We start from the raw sequence: 19,276 nt of genomic DNA, 5'->3' as shown, positions 1-19,276 counted from the left end.
CCAGTGATCGGCATGCCCGGGGCGGTTGTGAACGATTTCGCCCCGGTGATGACCTTCGCGGGCATAATACGGCCGATTCGCCGCGCGGGCCGCGCCGGTCGCCGGCCGGCGATCTCCTACGGTAGGCGGATGGCACCCCCGCAGAGCCGCCGCGAGCGCCCGGCGAAACCCGCGCTCACCCGCGACGGCATCGTCGCCACCGCCGTCGCGGTGATGCGCGCCGAGGGCCTGGCCCGGGTGACGATGCGCCGCCTGGCCACCGAGCTCGACACCGGGCCGGCCTCGCTCTACGTGTACGTGCGCAACACCGCCGAGCTGCACGCCGCCGTCCTCGACGAGCTGCTCGGCGAGGTGGACCTGACCCCCGCCGGCGGCGCCGGGCCGTGGCAGGAGCGCCTGGTGAGCGTGCTGGAGTCGTACACCCGGATCCTGTTCGCCAACCCGGGCCTGGCGCAGTCCGCGCTGCTGTCCCGGCCGTCCGGCCCGCACTACCTCGCCCTCATCGAGACCATGCTGACGCTGCTCGCCGAGGGCGAGGTGCCCGGCGACCGGGCGGCCTGGGCGATCGACATCCTGCTGCAGTACGCCACCGCGTCGGCCGCCGAGCACGCGGCGAGCACACCGGTGGACGAGGACACGTGGAACACGCTGGTCGAGACAGTCCGCACCGCCCCACCCGAGATCTACCCGAACATCGCGGCGCTGGGCGAGGAGCTGCTCTCCGGCGGTGAGCGGCTGCGCTGGGCCTTCCTCGTGGTGCTCAACGGCATCCTGGTCACGCCCCGCCCGGGCCGCTGATGGCGTACCTGGTCGAGGTGGAACGGGTCTTCCGGGCCCGGCAGGGACTGCCGTCACCGGTCCTGGCGGCGCGAGGCGGCCACCGGCTCGGCGCCGGCGAGGACATCGAGGTGGTGCTGCGCGCCGGGGTCGCCTTCGACGACGACCAGCTGACCGCGCGCGGGTGGTACGTCGACACCGACGAGCTGGCCGTGCGGCTGGAGCGATGGGCGGAGGCCCTGGGCGACGGGCCGTGGACCGCGCGGTTCCCGTTCCGTCCGACGTTCGAGCTGGTCGCGCGTCATCTCTACGGGGAGCTGGCGTCCGTGGTGCCCCAGCTGGCCCATGTGGAGCTCGTGGACCGCACGTACGGCTCGCGCACCCGCTACTGCCCCACGGGTTAGCCGACGATCGAGCCGATGCGGCGGACGGCCTCGGCCAGGCGGTCCGGCGGCTGGGCCGCGTAGCCGATCACCAGGCCGGGCGGTCCCGGCAGCCGCCGGTGCCAGGACAGCGGCTGCACCCGGACGCCCGCCGCCGCGATCCGCTGCGCCAGCGCCACGTCGTCCGTGCCGTCCGGCAGGGTGACCAGGACGTGCAGGCCCGCCGCCACGCCCTCGACCCGGGCGGCCGGCACGTGCTCGCGCAGCGCCGCCACGAGCGCGTCGCGGTGCCTGCGCTGGCGGCGGCGGACCGTGCGCAGATGCCGGTCGTGGTCGCCGGTAGCGAGCAGCCGGGTCAGGATGAGCTGCGGCAGCGCCGGGTTGCCCAGGTCGCTGGCGTGCTTGGCGGTGACCAGGTCGGCGTGCAGGTGCCGCGGCGCGATGAGCCAGCCCAGGCGCATGCCGGGGGCGAGCGACTTGGACACGCTGCCGCAGTACGCGATCCGGTCCGGTGCGGAAGCCTGCAACGCCGCGACCGGGGCCCGGTCGTAGCGGTGCTCGGCGTCGTAGTCGTCCTCGATGATCAGCCCGGGCCACTCCAGCAGCGCCAGGCGGCGGCGCGGGCTGAGCACCACGCCGGTGGGGAACTGGTGGGCCGGGGTGAGCAGGACCGCGTCCACGCCGGCCGCGGCCAGGTCGCTCACGCGGATGCCGTACGCGTCGACGGGCACCGGCACCGGCTCGACGCCCCAGTGCCGCAGCTCGTCGCGGGAACCGCGGGAACCGGGGTCCTCCATGCCGCACGCCTCGACGCCGCGGGCCCGCAACGTCTGGCTGAGCAGCGCGAGGGCCTGCGCCACCCCGTTCACCACGATGACGTCGTCCGCGGTCGCCCGTACGCCCCGGTTGCGGGCGAGCCAGGACGCGAGCTCGGCGCGCAGGCCGGGGTTGCCGCGCGGGTCGCCGTACCCGAGGTCGGCGGTGGTCGCCTCGGCCAGCACGGTCCGTTCGGCGCGCAGCCAGGCGGCGCGCGGGAAGGCCGACAGGTCGGGAACCCCCGGCGACAGGTCCAGGTCGATGTCCGCGGACGGGCGTTGCGGCAGGCGCAGGCCACCGGGTTCCGGGCGTACGGGCTGAGCACGCGGCCGTGGCGCCCGGGCGGTGACCGTGGTGCCCGCGCCCGTCCGGCCGGTGAGCAGCCCTTCGTCGGTGAGCCGCTGGTACGCCTCGACGACCACCCCGCGCGACACCCCGAGGTCGCCGGCGAGCACCCGGGTCGCGGGCAGCCGGGAGCCGGGGGCGAGCCGCCCCTCGCCGATCGCGGCGCGCAGCCCGTCGGCGAGCCACGCGGTGCGGCCTCGCGCCGGCGGTGCGCCCAGCAGGTCGATTTGGTCCTCCCCGGGAGCCACGAAATGGTCCTTGGGACAGGACCATACGCCACGCAGCATGGACCTCATGTCCCGTCTCGTCTCCCTGATGTCCGGCTCCGCCGCGATGTGTTGCGTCGGCGGCAGCGTCGCGGTCTCCGGCGCGCTCTCCGACGCTCCCCTGTTCACCACCCAGGCCCTGCGCTACGCCGTGGCCTGCCTGCTGCTGCTCGCCTTCGCCCGGGCCCGCGGCGTACACCTGCTGCGCCCCCGCGGCGGCGAGTGGGCGTGGCTGGCCGGGATCGCCGGCACCGGCCTGGTGATCTTCAACGTGGCGCTCGTGCAGGGCGCCCGGCACGCCGAGCCCGCGGTGCTGGGCGTGGCGGTGGCCTGCGTACCGCCCCTGATGGCGGTCGCCGGGCCGCTGCTGGAGGGGCGCGGGCCGAGCCGTACGGTGCTCACCGCCGCGATCGTCGTGACCGCCGGGGCCGCGCTGGTGCAGGGCCTGGGGCGTACGGACGCCGCAGGTCTGGCCTGGGCCACCGTGGCGTTCGCGTGCGAGGCGGCGTTCACGCTGCTCGCCGTGCCGGTGCTGGGACGCCACGGCCCGGTCGGGGTGTCCGTGCACGCCGTCTGGCTGGCCGCCGCGATGCTCGCCGTCCTCGGCACCGTCCACGAGGGACCGGCGGCAGTCGGCCGGCTCACCTCGCGGGACCTGCTCGCGGGCGGCTACCTGGCCGTCATGGTGACCGCGGTCGCCTTCGTCCTCTGGTACGGCAGCGTGGCGCGGCTCGGGGCGGGCACCGCCGGCCTGCTCACCGGCATCGCCCCGGTCGCGGCGGCGCTCACCGGCGTGGCGCTGGGCGGCCCGGCGCCGCAACCGCTGGTGTGGGGCGGCATCGCGACGGTGGCGGTGGGCCTGGCGCTCGGCCTGCGCCCCTCCCCCGCACCGCGCGCCCCGCAGCCCGCGGCCAACCCGGCATGACGGATATAGAGTGAAGCGCGTCGATCCCTTCGCCGACGAAGGCAGGTACCCCGGTGCGCCTGTTCACCGTGATCGCCGTCTGCGCCACCGTCCTGGGTGTTCCCCAGGCGGCCACCGCGTCCGACGCCCGCCCCTGTTACGACCGCGGCGCCCCCGTCACGTACGAGGAGAGCCGCATCGAGACCCCCGCCCTGCCCGGTGGCGTGCGGGTGCCGTACGAGCTGGTCGAGTCCGGTGGCTTCACGCCGTACGTGGAGAAGCTGGAGCGAGACCTCTGCCGCGCGCCGTCCGTCTCCGCCGCGCGGCGGCTGCTGCAGCGTGAAGGCGCGCGGCTGTGGGAAACCGCTGTCGCGCGCGCCCAGGGCCGCGTCCACATGGGAACCATCGAGCGCTACGACGACCGCCCGCTCTACTGGTCGCGGCTGATGGGCACCCGCGACGTCCGGCAGTGGTCGCCCCGGTTCGCGCTCTCCGGCGCCGAGCGGTCCGCACTGCTCAGGACCTACGAGTACGCGTCCCGCGGGATCACCTCCACCACGTACGGGCGCGGGGTGAAGCGGGTGCTGGTGAGCGGGTTCGACCCGTATCAGCTCAACGGGGAGATCCGCCGCTCCAACCCGTCGGGCGCGTCGGCGCTGCAGCTCGACGGGCTGATGTACCGCGAGGGGCGTACCCGCATCCGGGTGCAGTCCGTCGTCCTGCCCGTCACCTGGAGCGGCTTCGACGCCGGCATCGTCGAGGACGCATTCGGCCCGCACCTGACCCCGGGCTCGCGGGAGCGCGCCGACCTGATCATGACAATCAGCCAGGGCCTGCGCGGCGTCATGAACATCGAGCAGTGGGCCGGGGCGTGGCGCGGCGGCTCCCCGGACAACAACAACGAGGGCGAGGCCGAGCTGATCCCGCCGGCGCCGCGCTGGCCGCAGCCCTCGCCGACGCCGGAGTTCATCGAGACGACCCTGCCGTACCGGGCGATGATCGACGCCGGGACCGGCCCGTGGCCGACCGCGCTGAACCCGCGGATCTGCGAGTGGCCGGCGGGCACGCGCCCGGCCGGGCCGGTCGAGTGCCGCGACGACGGCCCGTCCCCGGGCGGCCAGGCGCAGTCGGGCGGCGGCGGCAACTACCTGTCGAACGAGAGCATGTACCGCTCCAACCGCCTGCGCCTGGAGCTGGGCGCGACCGACGTACCGGGCGGCCACCTGCACATCTCCGCCCTGGTGTACCCGGCCGACCCGCTCGTCATCATCGACGACGCGTTCTCGGCCGACCGGGCGGCGACGATCGAGCAGACCGTCGCGCTGGTCGAGGCGGCCGGGACCGCGGCCGCTCAGCGGTAGCGCCGGGCATCCGTCCATCCCGCGGCGGCCAGGCCGGCGGCGACGACGGAGTCGGTCAGGGCCGAGCGGCGCCACCACGGGGACACCGCCGCGACGGCGAGATCCGTGGCCGCATGGACGGTGTCGACGGCCGCCCCGAAAGCCGTCATCCGCCCGGTGGGCGCCGCGGCCGCCGCGACGGCCTGCAGCACGTGCCGCGCGCCGAGCACGCGGGCCACGGCGACAGCGCCGCGCGCCGGGGCCCGGCCCGTCGCGCGGAGCACGGTGTCCGGCATCAGCAGCAGGGCGAAGCCGTAGACGGCCCGTCCGGCCAGGGCAAGGCGCAGCGCAACCATGGCGATGCCCTACCCGTGGCCGAGGACCGCAAACGACGACGGCCGCCCCTCGCGATCGCGAGGGGCGGCCGTTCGAGCTCTGACGGACGTCAGCTCAGCAGCGACGGAATCCTCTCGAACAACTGCGTCGTGAACGTCACCATCTCGTGCAACATCCAGTTCCCGCTGAACAGGATCGCCGCACCCACGGCCGCCGCCTTCGGCACGAAGCTCAGCGTCGCCTCCTGAATCTGCGTCACGGACTGGAACAACGAGATCGCGAACCCGATCAGCAACGCGGTCACCAGCACCGGCGCGCACATCTTCGCCGCGATGGTCATGGCCTGCAGCCCCAGCTCAACGATCTGCGTGTCCGTCATGCCCATCCATTCGCCCGCCCCGCGCCCCCAGGGAGCGCAGAACGGGCGCGCCACGGTTGCCATTCGGTTCGGCCCCTCCGAACCCTCAAGTAGGCGGCGCGGCTGCCTGCCCGACGCCGGGCAGCTTCGCCCGCTCCGCGGCGGACTTGGGTGCGAAACGGTGGCAACGGCCCGTGTCGCCTCTCACGAGTGGATCTTGTCAGGGCGCCCGGGGAACGGGCGATGGGTCAGATGGCCGCGACGACTCCGGCCTCCCTGACCATCAATCCCGGAACGGATCATGTTCTCCACTGCTCTGCTCGGCTGGCTCGGCGCCGCTCTGTCCATGTCCCTCCCCTGGCCGCAGGTGTACCGCTCCTGCATCCAGGGCCGTACGGGCGGGCTGTCCGCCACGGCGTGCTGGCTGGGCCTGGCGATGCCGGTCGGGTGGATCACGTACGGGCTGCTGGCCGGCGAGACGGTGCAGGTGGTCACCAACACCGTCAACGGCGCGGCCGGGCTGGGCGTACTGGCCGTCGTGCTGTGGCGCCGGGGCGAGCTGCGTACCGTCCGCAAGCTGCTGATCACGGCGAGCAGTGCCGCGGGGGTGCTCGCCGCGGTCGTGGTGAGCGTCGCGGTGGCCGCCCTCACCGACGCCACCGGTGACCACGTGGCGGGCGTGCTGGGGCTGATCCTCGCCGGCACCTCGTTCGTGTCGGCCATCCCCCAGCCGCTGTCGCTGCTGCGCGACCGTACCCAGGACCTGAGCGGCCTGTCCCCGCTGCGCTGGCGCCTGGCCGCGGGGGCGTGCGCCTCCTGGATGACGTACGGCCTCACGACCGGCCAGACCGCGGTGTGGCTGTCCGCCGTCGTGGGCCTGACCAGCGCCCTGATCGTGTGCTCCATCCTGTTCCTCGCCGGCCGCACCGCCCCGGTTCGTGAGGCTGCGCCCGTGGCGCGTGGCGTGGCCGCCGTGGCCCGTCCGGCCCGCGTCGTCCGCCCGGCCGCCGTCCACGCCGCTGTCACCGCTTCCGCCGCCACCGGCGTGACCGCGACGCTCGTGCGGCCCGGGCCGGCGCGGGTCGTCCGGGCCGCCGCGGCGGTCTCCCGTTCGGCACGCCCGGTCAGCGGGGCCGGCGTCGCGCCGGCGCGGGTGCCCCGTCCGGCCCGTCCCGCCGCCGCCCGGACCGCCCGGGGCATCGCCCGCGTCGCCACCGCCTGAGCCGCCGGCAACACTTCTGTCACGACTGCGGTCGCCGCCGGAAGGTTCCTCACGTCGCACTGGTACCCTTGCCGCGCTTTTCGCCCATGGAGGTAAACACGTGCGCCGGAATCTGGTGGCCCTTGCGGCGGTCGGACTGCTCAGCGTCGGCGGTCTCACCGCCTGCACCGACGATGACGACAGCGGCTCCGCCGCGGAGGCGCGCCGCGCCGACGGGACGGGCAAGGTCGGGGTGATCCTGCCCGATACGACGACCTCGCAGCGCTGGGGCAGCGATGACCCGAAACTGCTCAAGGCCGCGCTGGACGCGGCCGACGTCCCGGTAGAGATCGAGAACGCCCAGGGTGATCCGGGCAACTTCCAGCGCATCGGCGACAAGATGATCGCCGAGGGCGTCACGGTGCTGATCATCGCCAACCTCGACCCGGCCAGCGGCAAGTACGTGCTGGACAAGGCCAAGGCGGCCAAGGTCAAGACCATCGACTACGACCGGCTGACGCTCAACGGCGGCGCGGACTACTACGTCAGCTTCGACGGCGAGCAGGTCGGCAAGTACCAGGGCGAGGGTCTCATCCGCTGCCTGCAGGACAAGAAGGTCGACAAGCCGCGGGTCGTCTACCTCAACGGCGCGCCCTCCGACAACAACGCGCTGCTGTTCAAGAACGGCTACGACTCGGTGCTGCAGCCGAAGTTCGACGACGGCACCTTCCTCAAGGGCCCGGACCAGTCCGTGGACAAGTGGGAGAACAAGGAGGGCCGGTCGATCTTCGTCGAGATGATGAACCAGTACAACAACCAGATCGACGGCGTGCTGGCCGCCAACGACGGCCTGGGCAACGCGGCGATCACGGTGCTGCGCGAGCGCAAGCGCAACGGCAAGGCGATGAACGGCGTGGTCCCGGTGACCGGGCAGGACGCGGAGACGCAGGGCCTGCAGAACATCCTCGCCGGCGACCAGTGCATGACGGTGTACAAGCCGATCAAGAAGGAGGCGGACGCGGCCGCGAAGCTCGCGATCAGCCTCTTCAAGGGCGAGCAGGCCAAGGTGGTCGACCGGGTGAAGGACCCCGAGTCGGGCGCGTACGTGCCGGCCGTGCTGCTGGACCCGATCCCGATCTACAAGGAGAACGTCGCCGACGTCATCAAGGACGGCTTCGCGACGAAGAAGGCGGTCTGCGCCGGCCGGTTCGCGGCGCTGTGCCGGGAGAACGGCATCAAGTGACGCGGGAATGACGCGAGCACGACGCGGGGCGGCCGGTTGACCGGCCGCCCCGCTGCCGTTCTCAGGCGGTGGTGCAGGTGGCGCCGTTGAGCGTGAACCCGCTCGGCGCCCGGTTGTCGCCGGTGTGCGTGGCCTGGTATCCGATGCTGGTGGACGCCCCGGGTGCCAGCGCCGCGTTGTAGCTGACGTTACGTGCGCTCACCTGGCCCGAGGTGGGCGAGTAGGTGGCGTTCCAGCCGGACGTGATGGTCTGCCCGGCCGGCAGGGCGAAGCCCAGCGTCCAGCCGTTGATGGCCGTACTGCCCGTGTTGGTGATGGACAGCGACGCCGTCAGGCCGGTGTTCCACGGGTTGGTGGTGACGGCTACCCGGCAGGCTCCCGTGGACGGAGGCGTCGACGGGGGCGTGGAGGGAGGCGTCGAGGGCGGCGTGGACGGGGGCGTCGACGGGTCGCTGGTCTTGTCGAGGCCGAAGAACGCAATCGACATGGCGGCCATCCCGCTCATCGGCAGCGAGTGGCCGACCCCGGCCACGCTGATCCCCTCGACCGGCGCCTGCACCGACGAGTTGCCGTACCGGGTACGGGTCCAGTTCGTCTTCGGCGTGTCCGTCTGCACCGGCGTCTGGCTGACACCCAGCACGTTCGTCCACTGCTTGATCTCTTCCTGGAAGTTCTGGTACCGCAGCGTGTCGTCGGTGGTTCCGTGGAACACCTGCATGCGCGGGCGCGGCCCGGAATACCCGGGGTACGCGCCCCGGACCAGGTCACCCCACGCCTGCGGGGTCTTCGTGATCTGCCCGTTGGCGCAGGCGCTGTTCCAGCCGGAGCCGTCGGTGGTCGCGAAGCAGCCGAACGGCACCCCCGAGAACGCCGACCCGGCCGCGAAGACGTCCGGGTAGTCGCCGAGCAGGACGTTGGTCATCATCGCGCCGGACGACGCGCCGGTGACGAAGGTGCGGGCCGTGTCGGTGCCGTACCGCTGCTGCACGTAGCGCACCATCGACACGATGCCGACCGGGTCGCTGCCGCCGTCGTGGCGCAGGGCGGCCGGCGAGGACACGTCGAAGCAGTTGCCGGACCGGGTCGCCGACGGGTAGACGACGATGAAGCCGTACCGGTCGGCCAGCGAGGCGAATTCGGTGCCCGAGTAGAACGCCGGCCCCGAGCCGGTGCAGTAGTGCACCGCCACGAGCAGCGCGGGGCGGGCGGCCAGGCGGTCGGGCACGTACAGGTGCATCCGCAGGTTGCTGGGGTTGGTGCCGAAGTTCGTGACCTCTTGCAGGGAGGCCGCCTGGGCCGCGGTGGCCGGCATGAGGATCGCGGCGCCGAGCGCGGCGGCCGAGGCGGCCGCCGCGAGCAGCGCTTTCATGGTTCGTCGCATCGTGTTTCCCCTAACTCGCCGAGCAGGTTGCCGTGGCGGGACCGGTGCCGGTGCCCTGGAAGCCGAACTCAGTGGTGCCGCCGGCGGGCACGGAGCCGTTGTACGACACGTTGGCGAAGCGCACGGTGCCGGACGAGCCGCTGCTCTGGCTGCTCCAGGAGTTGGTGACGGCCGCGCCGGAGGGCAGCGTCGTGCTCACGGACCAGCCGCTGAGGGCCGAGCTGCCGGCGGTGACGCGGACGTTGGCCACGAAGCCGCCGTTCCATTGGTTGAGCGTGATCGTCGCGGTGCAGGCGCCCGTACCGGGGTCCGGCGGGGAGCTGGGCGGCGTGCTCGGCGAGGAGGGCGGGTCGCTCGGCGGGGTGCCGCCGTTGAGGGCGTTCAGCGTCGAGGTGTACGCGGCCTTCTTGTTGCCGCTGGAGTCGAAGAGCAGCGGGGTGCCACTGGCGCGCCAGGAGTCGCTGTCGCGGATGCCCCAGACGGTGATGCCGGCGCAGCGGCTCACGGCGAGGCAGGCCTTCACGACGCGGCCGAAGTTGTCGGCCTGGGTCTGGCCGGAGCCCTCGATATCCAGCTCGTGATCTGCACGTCCACGCCGAGGTTGGCGAAGCGCTGCAGGTTGGCCTGGTAGTCGCTGGGCACCGGGGACTGGGCGTTGAAGTGCGACTGGAAGCCGACGCAGTCGATCGGGACGCCGCGGGACTTGAAGTCCTGCACCATGGCATACACGGCGTTGCTCTTCGCGTTCTGCCCGTCGGTGTTGTAGTCGTTGTAGCAGAGCTTGGCTCCCGGGTCGGCGGCCCGGGCGGCGCGGAACGCGGCCTCGATCCAGTCGTTGCCGGTGCGCTGCAGGTTGGAGTCACGCCGGGCGCCGTTGCCACCGTCGTCGAAGGCCTCGTTCACCACGTCCCAGGCGTAGATCTGTCCCTTGTAGTGGGTGGCGACGCCCGTGATGTGGTTCAGCATGGCGTTGCGCAGCGCGGTGCCGCTCATGCTCTGCGCCCAGCCCGGCTGCTGCTGGTGCCAGGCCAGCGCGTGCCCGCGGATCCGCATGTTCTGCGCCTGGGCATGGCTGACGATGCGGTCGGCCGAGCTGTAGGAGAACTGGTTCTGGTTGGGCTCGGTGGCGTCCCACTTCATCTCGTTCTCGGCCGTGACCATATTGAACTCGCGGTCGAGGATGCCGACGTACGTGGAATCGGACAGCTTGTTCGCCGCCACCGCCGTCCCGAAGTAGCGACCGACGGCCGCGGCGGAGGCGCCGAGCGTGGTCGCGGCCTCGGCCGTGGAGGTGAGGGCGACCACGCTGCCGGCGGCTACGACGGCGGCCGCGGCGGCCACGCCGAGCGCCCGCAGCGGAGTCCGTGGCTTGTGCATCGGGGAACCTTTCTAGGGGGAGGGCGCCGATCGATTCACAGGAGTCGATCGGCGGTGGCCGGACGTTAACGAAACAATCCCGTAACTTCAACGGCGCGGATTACGCGGCCGAGGACCGCAGTCGGCCCGATTCGCGTCTTTGACGTCCTTATATCCGGCGATTCCGGTCGACCATGGACCCGCAACTTCCGGTCTCTTCGCACCATTCGCAGAATGCGGGAGCGCTCCCATTGAGCCCGGCGGATGCCTGTGGCACGTTTCGCCGAGGCCTCGGCGATCACCGACCGGCACCGACGAAGGAGTTCCCATGCCCGACCGACGCGCCCCCCGACCCACCCGGCGCGAGCTCCTGGCCGCCGCCGGCGGCTCGGCGATCGCCGCCGCCCTGCCCGCGGCCGCCGGAGCCGCACCCGCCGGAGCGGCCCCGCCCGGCGCGGTCCCGCCCGGCCGCCGGAATCGCTGGGTCGCCGGCTGGGGCGCGATGCCGCAGCTGACCGAGCCCGGCAACATGCCGCCCGCGGCGTTCATCCGCGACGGGGTGGTCCTGCCCGACACCACGCTGCGGCAGACGCTGCGCGTCACGGCCGGTGGCGGGCCCGTACGGCTGCGCTTCTCCAACGCCTTCGGCGGCGCCGACCTGCCGCTGAGCGCCGTCCGCATCGCGCTGCCGACCAGCGGGAAGGCGGGCGTGGCGGCGATCCAGGAGGGCACCTCACGCCCGGTGACGTTCCGCGGCAGGCCCGCCACGGTGGTCCCGATGGGCGCCCAGGTGGTCTCCGACCCGATCGCCATGGACGTGACGCCCGGTTCCATCGTCACCGTGACCCTCTATCTCGCCGAGGGGCAGGCCTCCACCTCCATCACGTCGCACCCCGGCTCCCGCACGACGTCGTACCTGCTGGCCGGGGCGCACGTGGACGACGCCGACCTGCCCGGCGCCACCCCGGTCGACCACTGGTACTTCCTCAGCGGCCTCGAGGTGCTGCCCCCCGCGCCGGTCCGCGCGCTCGTCCTGCTCGGCGACTCCCTGACCGACGGCCGGGGCTCCACCACCAACGGCAACAACCGCTGGCCCGACCAGCTGTTCGACCGCCTGCAGGCCCTGCCCCGGCTGCGCGACGTCGCGCTCGTCAACGAGGCGGCGGGCGGCAACCGGGTGCTGCGCGACGGGCTCGGTCCGAACGCCCTGGCCCGGCTGGACCGTGACGTGCTGGCCCAGAGCGGCGCGGCGTGGCTGATCGTGTTCGAGGGCGTGAACGACATCGGCACGGCCCCGGCCACCACGGCGGACCAGCAGCGGATCACCGACGAGCTGCTGTTCGCGTACGACCAGATCGTGCTGCGCTGCCACGCCCAGGACCTGGTGGTCTGCGGGGCGACGCTGCTGCCCTTCGGCGGCAACGAGGGCTACGACGACGCGGGCGGGCTGCGCGAGCAGAGCCGCCGTACGGTCAACGACTGGATCCGCGGCAGCGGCGTGTTCGACGTGGTGGCCGACTTCGACGCCGCCGTCCGCGACCCCCGCGACCCGCGCCGGCTGCTCGCCGAGTACGACACCGGCGACCACCTGCACCTCAACCCGGCCGGATACCGGGCCCTGGCCGACGCCGTGCCGCTGCGCCTGTTCGCGACGCTGCCGTGAGGCCCGGGGTCACCCCGGCGGCTCGGGCAGGCGGCGCTCGATCGTGACCAGCGTGCCGGTCGCGGACCGGGTCACCCGCACGTCGCCGTACGCGTTCATCAGCAGCGCGCCGCGCCCCCGGTCCCGCGGCGCCGGACGCCCGCGCCAGCTCCCGTAGTCCTGCACGCTGAGCCGCACCACGCCGCCGGCCACCGACAGCCGTACGTCCACCTCGGGCCGGGCCGGCTGCTGGGCGTGCTCCACCGCGTTGTTGACCGCCTCGGTGGCCGCGAGCTGCAGGTCGTCGAGCAGGTCGAGGTCGACGCTGCCGTCCAGGGCCTTGCGCAGGTCCCGGCGCATCTGCGAGGAGGCCGTCGGCTCCAGCGGGTACGTCCACCGCACGTCCAGGTCCGCGATCGGAGGCCCGGCCGCAGCGGTGCGGCGTACCGGCTCCGCCGTCATGGCGGGCGCCGCGACGGGCGCGGCCGGTTCCGGCGGCCGCTGCCGGGTCCCGGGACGGCGGCGGTCCTCGTGGCGCAGGTTGCTGCGGACGCGGGCGAGCAGCTCAGCGGCGGTGAACGGCTTGACGACGTAGTCGTCGGCACCGGCGTCCAGGCCCTCGACGCCGGACTCGCTGCCGGCGCGCGCGGAGAGCATGACGATCGGCAGGGTCCGCGTCGCCTCATCCCGCCGCAGCGCCCGGACCAGCGCGAACCCGTCGAGCCGCGGCATCATCACGTCGGTGAGCAGCAGGTCGGGCGGCTCCCGGCGGACCGCCTCGAGCGCGGCCTGGCCGTCGCTCACCGTCTCCACCCGCCAGCCCTCGCCGGCCAGCAGCCGGGCGAGGTACGCCCGCATGTCGCCGTTGTCGTCGGCGACGAGGATGTGGGCGCCGCCGGGATCCGCCGCGGCGGGCGGCACCGGGTCCGCGAGCCAGCCCAGCGCCTCCTCGCCCATGGCGCGGGCCGTGGCGCCCGGGTCGCCGCCGGCCGGGCCCGCGCCGGCGGGCTCCACCGCCGACCAGGGCAGCACCACGGTGAAGGTGGTGCCCTCACCCGGCGCGCTGGTCACGCCGACGTCGCCGCCGAGCAGCCGGGCCAGCTCCCGGACCAGCGCCAGGCCGATCCCGCTGCCCTCGTGGCTGCGCGCCTGCGCGCCCTGGACCCGGTGGAACCGGTCGAACAGGTACGGCAGCTCCGCCTCGGCGATGCCGATGCCGGTGTCCGCGACGCTGAGCCGGACGCCGTGGTCGTCGCTGTCGAGCGCGACGCGGATCTCGCCGACGAAGGTGAACTTGACCGCGTTGGAGATCAGGTTGGTGACGATGGTCTCCCAGTTGGCCGGGTCCACGGCGGTCGGCCGCGGCAGCGGCGGGCAGTCCACGACCAGCCGCAGAGCGGCCCGCTCCACGGCGGCGCGGAACACCCCGGCCAGGTCGGCGGTGAGCCGGGCCAGGTCCACCTCGCGGGGCTGGTTGCCGGCCCTGCCGGCCTCGAGCCCGGAGAACGTCATCAGATTGTTCACCAGCGTCAGCAGCCGGGTCGCATTGCGCCGGGCGGTGTCGACGCGCTCGCGCTGGTGCGGGCCGAGCGGCTCGCCGGCGTCGGCGAGGGCGTCGGTGAGCGGGCCCAGCATGAGCGTCAGCGGGGTGCGGAACTCGTGGCTGACGTTGGTGAAGAACGTGGTCTTCACCCGGTCCAGCTCAGCGAGCGCCTCGGCCCGGCGGCGCTCCTCCTCGTACGCCAGGCAGTTGCGTACGGCGAGCGCGACCTGCTGCGCCACCAGGTGGTAGAAGGACCGGTACGCGTCGTCGAGGCCCCGGCTCGGGCTGATCCCGGCCAGCAGGACGCCCAGCGGCTGGTCGCGGTCGGCCGAGGGCAGCGGCACGGCGACCGCCTCGCGGACAGGCAGCGCCCACGGGCCCCCGGCGACGTCCAGCCCTTCCGGGACGTCGAGGCGTACGGTGCCGCGCAGCCCGGCCGCCGGCTGCCGGCCCTCCGTGGCCGCATCGGCGCGCAGCTCGGCCGGCAGCGACGCCGCCACGTCCCGCCCGCCGGCGTCGGTCCCGGCGGCCGCCACCCGGCGCAGCACCGCCCCGTCACGCAGGTAGATGGCCGCGAACGGCACGTCGAGCGGGTGCTCGCCCATGGTGGCGGCGAGCTGCTCGCAGGTCTCGGCGACGCCGGCGGTCCGGTCGCAGCCGCGCAGCGACAGGTCCCGCAGGAGCCGCAGCCGCCGCTCCCCCACGACCTGCTCGGTCACCTCGCTGCAGACGGTGAGCACGCCGACCGTACGGCCGTCGTCGTCGCGGGCGGGCGCGTGCGAGACGCTGAAGTACGCCTCCTCCCGGTACCCGGCCCGTTCCAGCATGAGCCGCAGCGCCGGTACCCAGCTCGCGACGCCGGTCGCCATGGCGTCGGCGATGAGGGGTTCGAGGACGTCCCAGCCGGCGGCCAGCGTGACCCGGACGTCGCCGCCGAGCGCGGCCGGGTGCTGGTCGCCGATCAGCCCGGAGTACGCGTCGTTGTAGAGCTGGGTGTAGTCGGGGCCCCAGAGCAGCAGCATCGGGTAGCGCGACGACAGGACGATCCGCACAGCGGAGCGCAGGCTCTGCGGCCAGCCGGCCACGGGGCCGAGCGGCGTCCGCGACCAGTCCAGGCGGGCCATGATCCGGCCGGTGTCACCGCCCCCGGCGAAGATGTCATCCGGCGACATCGGCGCTTGTCATCTGAGCATCACGTCTCCCGTGGCGGCCGGGCGTCCCCGGCGGGGCCGTCGGAAGGGGCTTACCCGCCGTGGGCACCGGCCATGCCCGAAATTCTCGGACGACCGGGTGTGCTCGGCCACCCTACCGGGCGTGAGCAGGGAGATCGCGGCTCCGAGAGGCCGGGCGGGCGGACGAGCGGGCCCACAGCGCGGGCCATCCGGCGCCGAGCCAGGACGCCGGCAGCACCAGCCCGTGCCGGGCGATCCCGGTCCAGAACGCCTCCGGGTCGCCGCCCAGCTCGATCGCGTCCGGCCAGGCGCCCTGCCAGGACTCGTCGCGCAGCGACGACTCGGGGTAGCCGGGCAGCCGGACCCGGCGGCGGGCGGCGACCGCGGTGACCGCCGGGCCGGTACGGCCGCCCCAGGAGGTGACGGCGAGCGCGGCGGCACGCAGCAACGGTGCGTGCGGCCGGCGGGTCATCGCGGCGGCGAGCGCGGCGTCGTCGGCGCGCAGCAGGGCGCCGAACGCGGCCCGCACCCGCAGCGCGACCAGATCGGCGGTGCGCGCCGGGGCCACCCGGGGAAGACGGGCGAGTTTGCGCAGCGCCGCGGGCAACGGCTCGTCGCGGACCAGCGGGGTGAGCCGCCCGCGTACGTCCTCGGGCATCGCCGTGACCGCGGCCGCCATGGGGCGCGCGGCGGTGGCCGCCCACAGCTCGCCGGCGGCGGCCGGGTCGGCGAGGGCGTCCCGGACGGCCCGTTCCACTGTGGCCGGCGCCTGCCGTCGCAGGGCGACGAGCCCTTCCGGCGTCGCCGGCACGCCCAGCAGCCGGGCGAACGTGGGCTCCGGAGGCTCCTCCGTGAGCTCCTCGAGCCGCCCGCCGAGCTCGGCGGCCAGGCGCCGGGTGGGCGCCGGACGCCCCGGGGCCCGCCCGGTGCCGGGAGCGGGATCGGGCTCGGGGGCCGGCTCAGCGGGCAGCGGCAGCGACCGCACCCATTCCTGGAGGTGGCGCAGCAGCTGCGGGTCGGGGTCCTCGTTGAAGCGGGCCTTGACCTCTCCCGTCCGCCAGCCCTTGCCGGTCGGCCGGAGCTCGGCGTTGAGCAGGATCCGGCCGTCGGCATCGCGCAGGGCGAGCAGCACGATGCGCCCGGCGGCGGCCTCGTCCGAGTAGTACGGGCCGGCGATGCAGTTGCCCATGTACGCGGCCCAGTCGCCGAGCCGGCTGCCCGTACGGGCGACCTCGATGCGCGCGCCGGTCCCGGGCAGGAGGGTGCCGTCGGCGTCCCGGGCGACGGCCGGTACGGCGAACGCGGCCACCAGCGCCTCGGCTGCGGCGGCGCCCGCGACGAGCCCCGCCACCAGCTCGCCCCAGGAGCGCGGCTTGGCCGGGACAGCCCCGCCGAACTCGGCGAGCTGAGCGGCACGCGCGGCGGCCTGGGCCACCGACTCGGCCTCCGGGACGAAGGTGTCCACGGATGCCTCCGGCTCGAGGCTGACGGTGAGGGTGGTCCGCCAGTGGTCGATCTCGGCTTCGGGGTGGCCGTACAGCTGCGCGACCGCGTCGGCGAGCTCACCCACCCACAGCAGATCGCCGACCGTCTCGGCCGGTTCGGGGCGCTCGGCGAGCATGGGCCTGCCGTCCAGGGTGGGCTGACGCCACGTCCGCAGCCGCTGCGGGGAGAAGTAGGCGACCTCGTCCCGCCAGTCAGCCAGGCCGGCGGCCCGTACGGCGTCCATCGCCTCGACCGCGCTGGGATGGTCCAGGTACGGCGCCTGCCCGAACAGCCGGGTCGCCGCGTGGACGGCCGCCGTGCCGTAGTGCCGGGCGGTGGCGAGCCGCTGCCGGATGCCCGTCAGCTGCTTCGCCGTCGGGGCGGTGCCGCGGCCGAGGAAGGCGGCGATGTCGCGGACGTAGCAGCCGGGGCGGGCCGGGTGGCCGGTCAGCCCGGGCACGCGCCGGGCGGCTTCGGCGGCTTCCTTCCCGCTCAGCAGCGCGGCCGCCGCCCGCAGGTGGGCACCGTGCCGGTCCAGCGCCGCCTCCACGCCGAGATCCGCGGCCGTGGCGGCGACCCGGGCCAGCACCGTGGCGGCGAGCGCGTCGTGCAGGACACGCCGGAACCGCGCCTCCCAGAACTGGCGGGGCGGATACCACAGCGCCGCTTCGACCACCGTCGCCCGCGGCCCGAGGGCCCGTTCCACCAGCATCTCCTCGTACCGCTCCCGGCGCTCGGCCAGGGGCTGCTCCAGGTCGCGCCGCGTCTGCGACGAGCGGATCCGCTCCCGGCGACGGCGTTCGGTGACGGCGTCGCACACCTGCTCCCAGAGGCTGACCACCAGGGCGAGCCGGCGCGGGCGGGGCAAGGGCCGCAGGACGCGGGCGAGATGGTCGCCGGCCACCGACGGCAGGCCCTGCGGGAACGGGTCGATCCCTTCGGGGGCGCGCAGCCGTAGCACCTCGACCAGCTGTTCCGGGCCGAGCAGGTCACCGGCGGCCACCGCGTACCGCAGCGCCGCCCAGCGGCCGGCCGCGATCGCGGCCAGCGTCTCCGCGCCCAGCGGCCGGGTGGCGTCCGGGCCGAAGAGGGCGACGAGCAGGGCGGCCGGCGGGCCGAGACGCCCGGCGTACCGGGGTACGGCGAGCGCGGCCAGGACGGCGTCACGCCGGTCACCGGGCCGGCCGTCCACACGCGCGGAGCGGAAGCCGCCGCCGAGGTCGGCGCCCGCCGCGGCGGCCAGCGGACCGGCCTCACCCACCAGGATGTTCAGCTCGGCGAGCGCCGCCTCCCGCTTCCCGTCCGCCGCGTCGGCCGGGCCCAGCGCGACCGGGGTTCCGGCGGGCAGCACGGCGGCCCGCGACGCCGGACCGGATGCGAGGACGCACTGGTCCGTGCGCGGGACGATGCCGCCCGACACGGTGAATGCCACGCCACCATCCTCGTCGCGGCGTCCAGCGCATTTTCGGGGCACATTGTGCACATTCGCGATACGGGACGGCGGTGCATTGACGATTCCCTCTACGGTGTGCGCGTGAAGATCCGGTACGTCCTGAACAACGCGTACGGCACGGGCGGCACGATCCGTACCGTCGTCAATCAGGCCAACGCGTTGTGCGGCGCGCACGAGGTGGAGATCGCCAGCGTCTACCGCACCCGGGACAAGCCCGTCTTCCACCTCGACGACCGGGTCCGGCTGGTCTCGCTCACCGATCTGCGCGACGACGGTTCCCGCTTCACGGACGCCCCGGGCACCAACTCCCGGTTCATCCGCAAGACGCGGCGCTTCCGCAACCCGCTGCCGCACCGGCACGACTTCCGCTACAAGCGCTGGGACCCGGTGGTCGACACGGCCGTCGTGCGCTACTTCCGTGCCGAGCGCAAAGGTGTGCTCGTCACCACCCGGCCGGGGCTCAACCTCATGTCCGCCTGGTTCGCCCCGAGCCGGCTGATCCGGGTCGGGCAGGACCACATGAACCTGGGCACGTACAAGCCGGCGCTGCGCGAGGCGATGGTGCGGGCGTACCCGCGGCTCGACGCGGTGACCGTGCTGACCGAGGCGGACCTCACGGCGTACCGGGCGGCGATGGGCCACACCACCCTGCGCGTGGAGCGCATCCCGAACGGCATTCCGTCCCGGCCCGCCGCACCGGCCGGCGAGCGCACGCGGACCGTGCTGGCGGCCGGCCGGCTCGCCCCGCAGAAGGGTTTCGACCTGCTGATCGAGGCCTTCGACGCGGTCGCCGCGCGGCACCCGGACTGGGAGCTGTCGATCTTCGGCGAGGGCCGGCTACGGAAGGCGCTCACCGAGCAGATCAAGAATCTGGGCCTCGGCGGCCGGGTCCACCTGCGCGGCACGACCAAACACCTGCACCGCGAGCTGGCCCTGGCGTCGGTCTTCGCCCTGAGCTCCCGCTTCGAGGGGCTGCCGATGGTGCTGCTGGAGGCGATGGACTCGGCCCTGCCGGTGGTGGCGTTCGACTGCCCGACCGGACCCGCGGAGGTCCTCGAGGACGGTGTGAACGGGCTGCTGATCCCGCGCGAGGACGCGGCGGCGCTCGCCGAGGGCATCTGCCGGCTGATCGAGGACGGCGAGCTGCGCGAGTCGCTGGGCCGCGCGGCGAGGCAGACCAGCAGCCGGTACGCGATACCCGCCGTCGCCGAGTCCTGGGAGCGGCTGTTCGCCGAGCTCGGCACGCGCTGAGCCGCGCACTTGCGCGTGATCGTT

The 19,276-nt window shown here is 74.2% G+C and carries 14 protein-coding genes and 1 pseudogene; 8 read left to right on the top strand and 7 right to left on the bottom strand.

The genetic code is table 11. The features are described 5' to 3' along the window. Positions 1-129: 129 nt before the first annotated feature. Together IT780_RS27475 and IT780_RS27470 are read left to right on the top strand one after the other, a co-directional pair. A complete protein-coding gene (locus tag IT780_RS27475; protein ID WP_199514678.1) occupies positions 130-798 on the top strand; it encodes a TetR/AcrR family transcriptional regulator in 669 nt (222 codons plus the stop codon). Next, complete coding sequence (locus IT780_RS27470) at positions 798-1,181, top strand: hypothetical protein (RefSeq protein WP_199514677.1); 384 nt, start codon at positions 798-800, stop codon at positions 1,179-1,181. The genes IT780_RS27475 and IT780_RS27470 overlap by 1 nt, the downstream gene beginning before the upstream one ends. On the opposite strand, the gene pdxR is transcribed toward IT780_RS27470, so the two are convergent. Then, positions 1,178-2,569 (bottom strand): MocR-like pyridoxine biosynthesis transcription factor PdxR, encoded by a 1,392-nt coding sequence (pdxR, locus tag IT780_RS27465; protein ID WP_307831411.1) that lies wholly within the window; start codon positions 2,567-2,569, stop codon positions 1,178-1,180. The genes IT780_RS27470 and pdxR overlap by 4 nt on opposite strands. 46 nt (positions 2,570-2,615) lie before the next feature. Here pdxR and IT780_RS27460 point away from each other — a divergent pair, with 46 nt between their 5' ends. Continuing rightward, positions 2,616-3,512, top strand: a complete 897-nt coding sequence (locus IT780_RS27460; protein ID WP_199514676.1) for a DMT family transporter — start codon at positions 2,616-2,618, stop codon at positions 3,510-3,512. Between the two features lie 53 nt (positions 3,513-3,565). Further along, positions 3,566-4,852: a PA0049 family protein gene (locus tag IT780_RS27455; protein WP_199514675.1), complete on the top strand. Its 1,287-nt coding sequence runs from the start codon at positions 3,566-3,568 to the stop codon at positions 4,850-4,852. On the opposite strand, the gene IT780_RS27450 is transcribed toward IT780_RS27455, so the two are convergent. Both IT780_RS27450 and fliQ read right to left on the bottom strand, forming a co-directional pair. Continuing rightward, positions 4,843-5,187 carry a hypothetical protein gene (locus IT780_RS27450; RefSeq protein WP_199514674.1) on the bottom strand — a complete coding sequence of 115 codons (345 nt, stop codon included), beginning with the start codon at positions 5,185-5,187 and terminating at the stop codon, positions 4,843-4,845. The genes IT780_RS27455 and IT780_RS27450 overlap by 10 nt on opposite strands. 89 nt (positions 5,188-5,276) lie before the next feature. Further along, entirely contained in the window at positions 5,277-5,546 is a 270-nt protein-coding gene (gene fliQ / locus IT780_RS27445) for a flagellar biosynthesis protein FliQ (RefSeq protein WP_199514552.1), read from the bottom strand. 280 nt (positions 5,547-5,826) lie between these two features. Between fliQ and IT780_RS27440 the strand changes: the two genes are divergently transcribed. Beyond that, positions 5,827-6,747, top strand: a complete 921-nt coding sequence (locus tag IT780_RS27440) for a SemiSWEET transporter (protein WP_199514673.1) — start codon at positions 5,827-5,829, stop codon at positions 6,745-6,747. Positions 6,748-6,847: 100 nt separating this feature from the next. Continuing rightward, positions 6,848-7,969 carry a substrate-binding domain-containing protein gene (locus tag IT780_RS27435; protein WP_199514672.1) on the top strand — a complete coding sequence of 374 codons (1,122 nt, stop codon included), beginning with the start codon at positions 6,848-6,850 and terminating at the stop codon, positions 7,967-7,969. A gap of 61 nt (positions 7,970-8,030) precedes the next feature. On the opposite strand, the gene IT780_RS27430 is transcribed toward IT780_RS27435, so the two are convergent. Together IT780_RS27430 and IT780_RS27425 are read right to left on the bottom strand one after the other, a co-directional pair. Further along, complete coding sequence (locus IT780_RS27430; protein WP_199514671.1) at positions 8,031-9,350, bottom strand: extracellular catalytic domain type 1 short-chain-length polyhydroxyalkanoate depolymerase; 1,320 nt, start codon at positions 9,348-9,350, stop codon at positions 8,031-8,033. Between the two features lie 10 nt (positions 9,351-9,360). Beyond that, positions 9,361-10,727 (bottom strand): annotated as a pseudogene (locus tag IT780_RS27425) (glycoside hydrolase family 10 protein). A 307-nt stretch (positions 10,728-11,034) separates the two neighbouring features. Between IT780_RS27425 and IT780_RS27420 the strand changes: the two are divergent. Further along, positions 11,035-12,369 (top strand): SGNH/GDSL hydrolase family protein, encoded by a 1,335-nt coding sequence (locus IT780_RS27420; RefSeq protein ID WP_199514670.1) that lies wholly within the window; start codon positions 11,035-11,037, stop codon positions 12,367-12,369. 9 nt (positions 12,370-12,378) lie between these two features. Here the strand turns inward: IT780_RS27420 and IT780_RS27415 are convergent, their stop codons facing one another. Together IT780_RS27415 and IT780_RS27410 are read right to left on the bottom strand one after the other, a co-directional pair. Then, the gene (locus IT780_RS27415; RefSeq protein WP_199514669.1) at positions 12,379-15,063 is read right to left on the bottom strand and encodes an ATP-binding protein; all 2,685 of its coding nucleotides are present in this window, start codon (positions 15,061-15,063) and stop codon (positions 12,379-12,381) included. A gap of 133 nt (positions 15,064-15,196) precedes the next feature. Continuing rightward, a complete protein-coding gene (locus IT780_RS27410) occupies positions 15,197-17,980 on the bottom strand; it encodes a hypothetical protein (RefSeq protein WP_199514668.1) in 2,784 nt (927 codons plus the stop codon). A 102-nt stretch (positions 17,981-18,082) separates the two neighbouring features. Between IT780_RS27410 and IT780_RS27405 the strand changes: the two genes are divergently transcribed. Further along, entirely contained in the window at positions 18,083-19,252 is a 1,170-nt protein-coding gene (locus tag IT780_RS27405) for a glycosyltransferase family 4 protein (protein WP_199514667.1), read from the top strand. Positions 19,253-19,276: the final 24 nt, after the last annotated feature.

It is taken from the genome of Nucisporomicrobium flavum (genome assembly GCF_016464385.1).
In the GTDB taxonomy this organism is placed as follows: Bacteria; Actinomycetota; Actinomycetes; order Mycobacteriales; family Micromonosporaceae; genus Actinoplanes; species Actinoplanes flavus_A.
The sequence above is the reverse complement of the archived record's forward strand: the minus strand, read 5'-3'. Positions and strand labels throughout refer to the sequence as shown.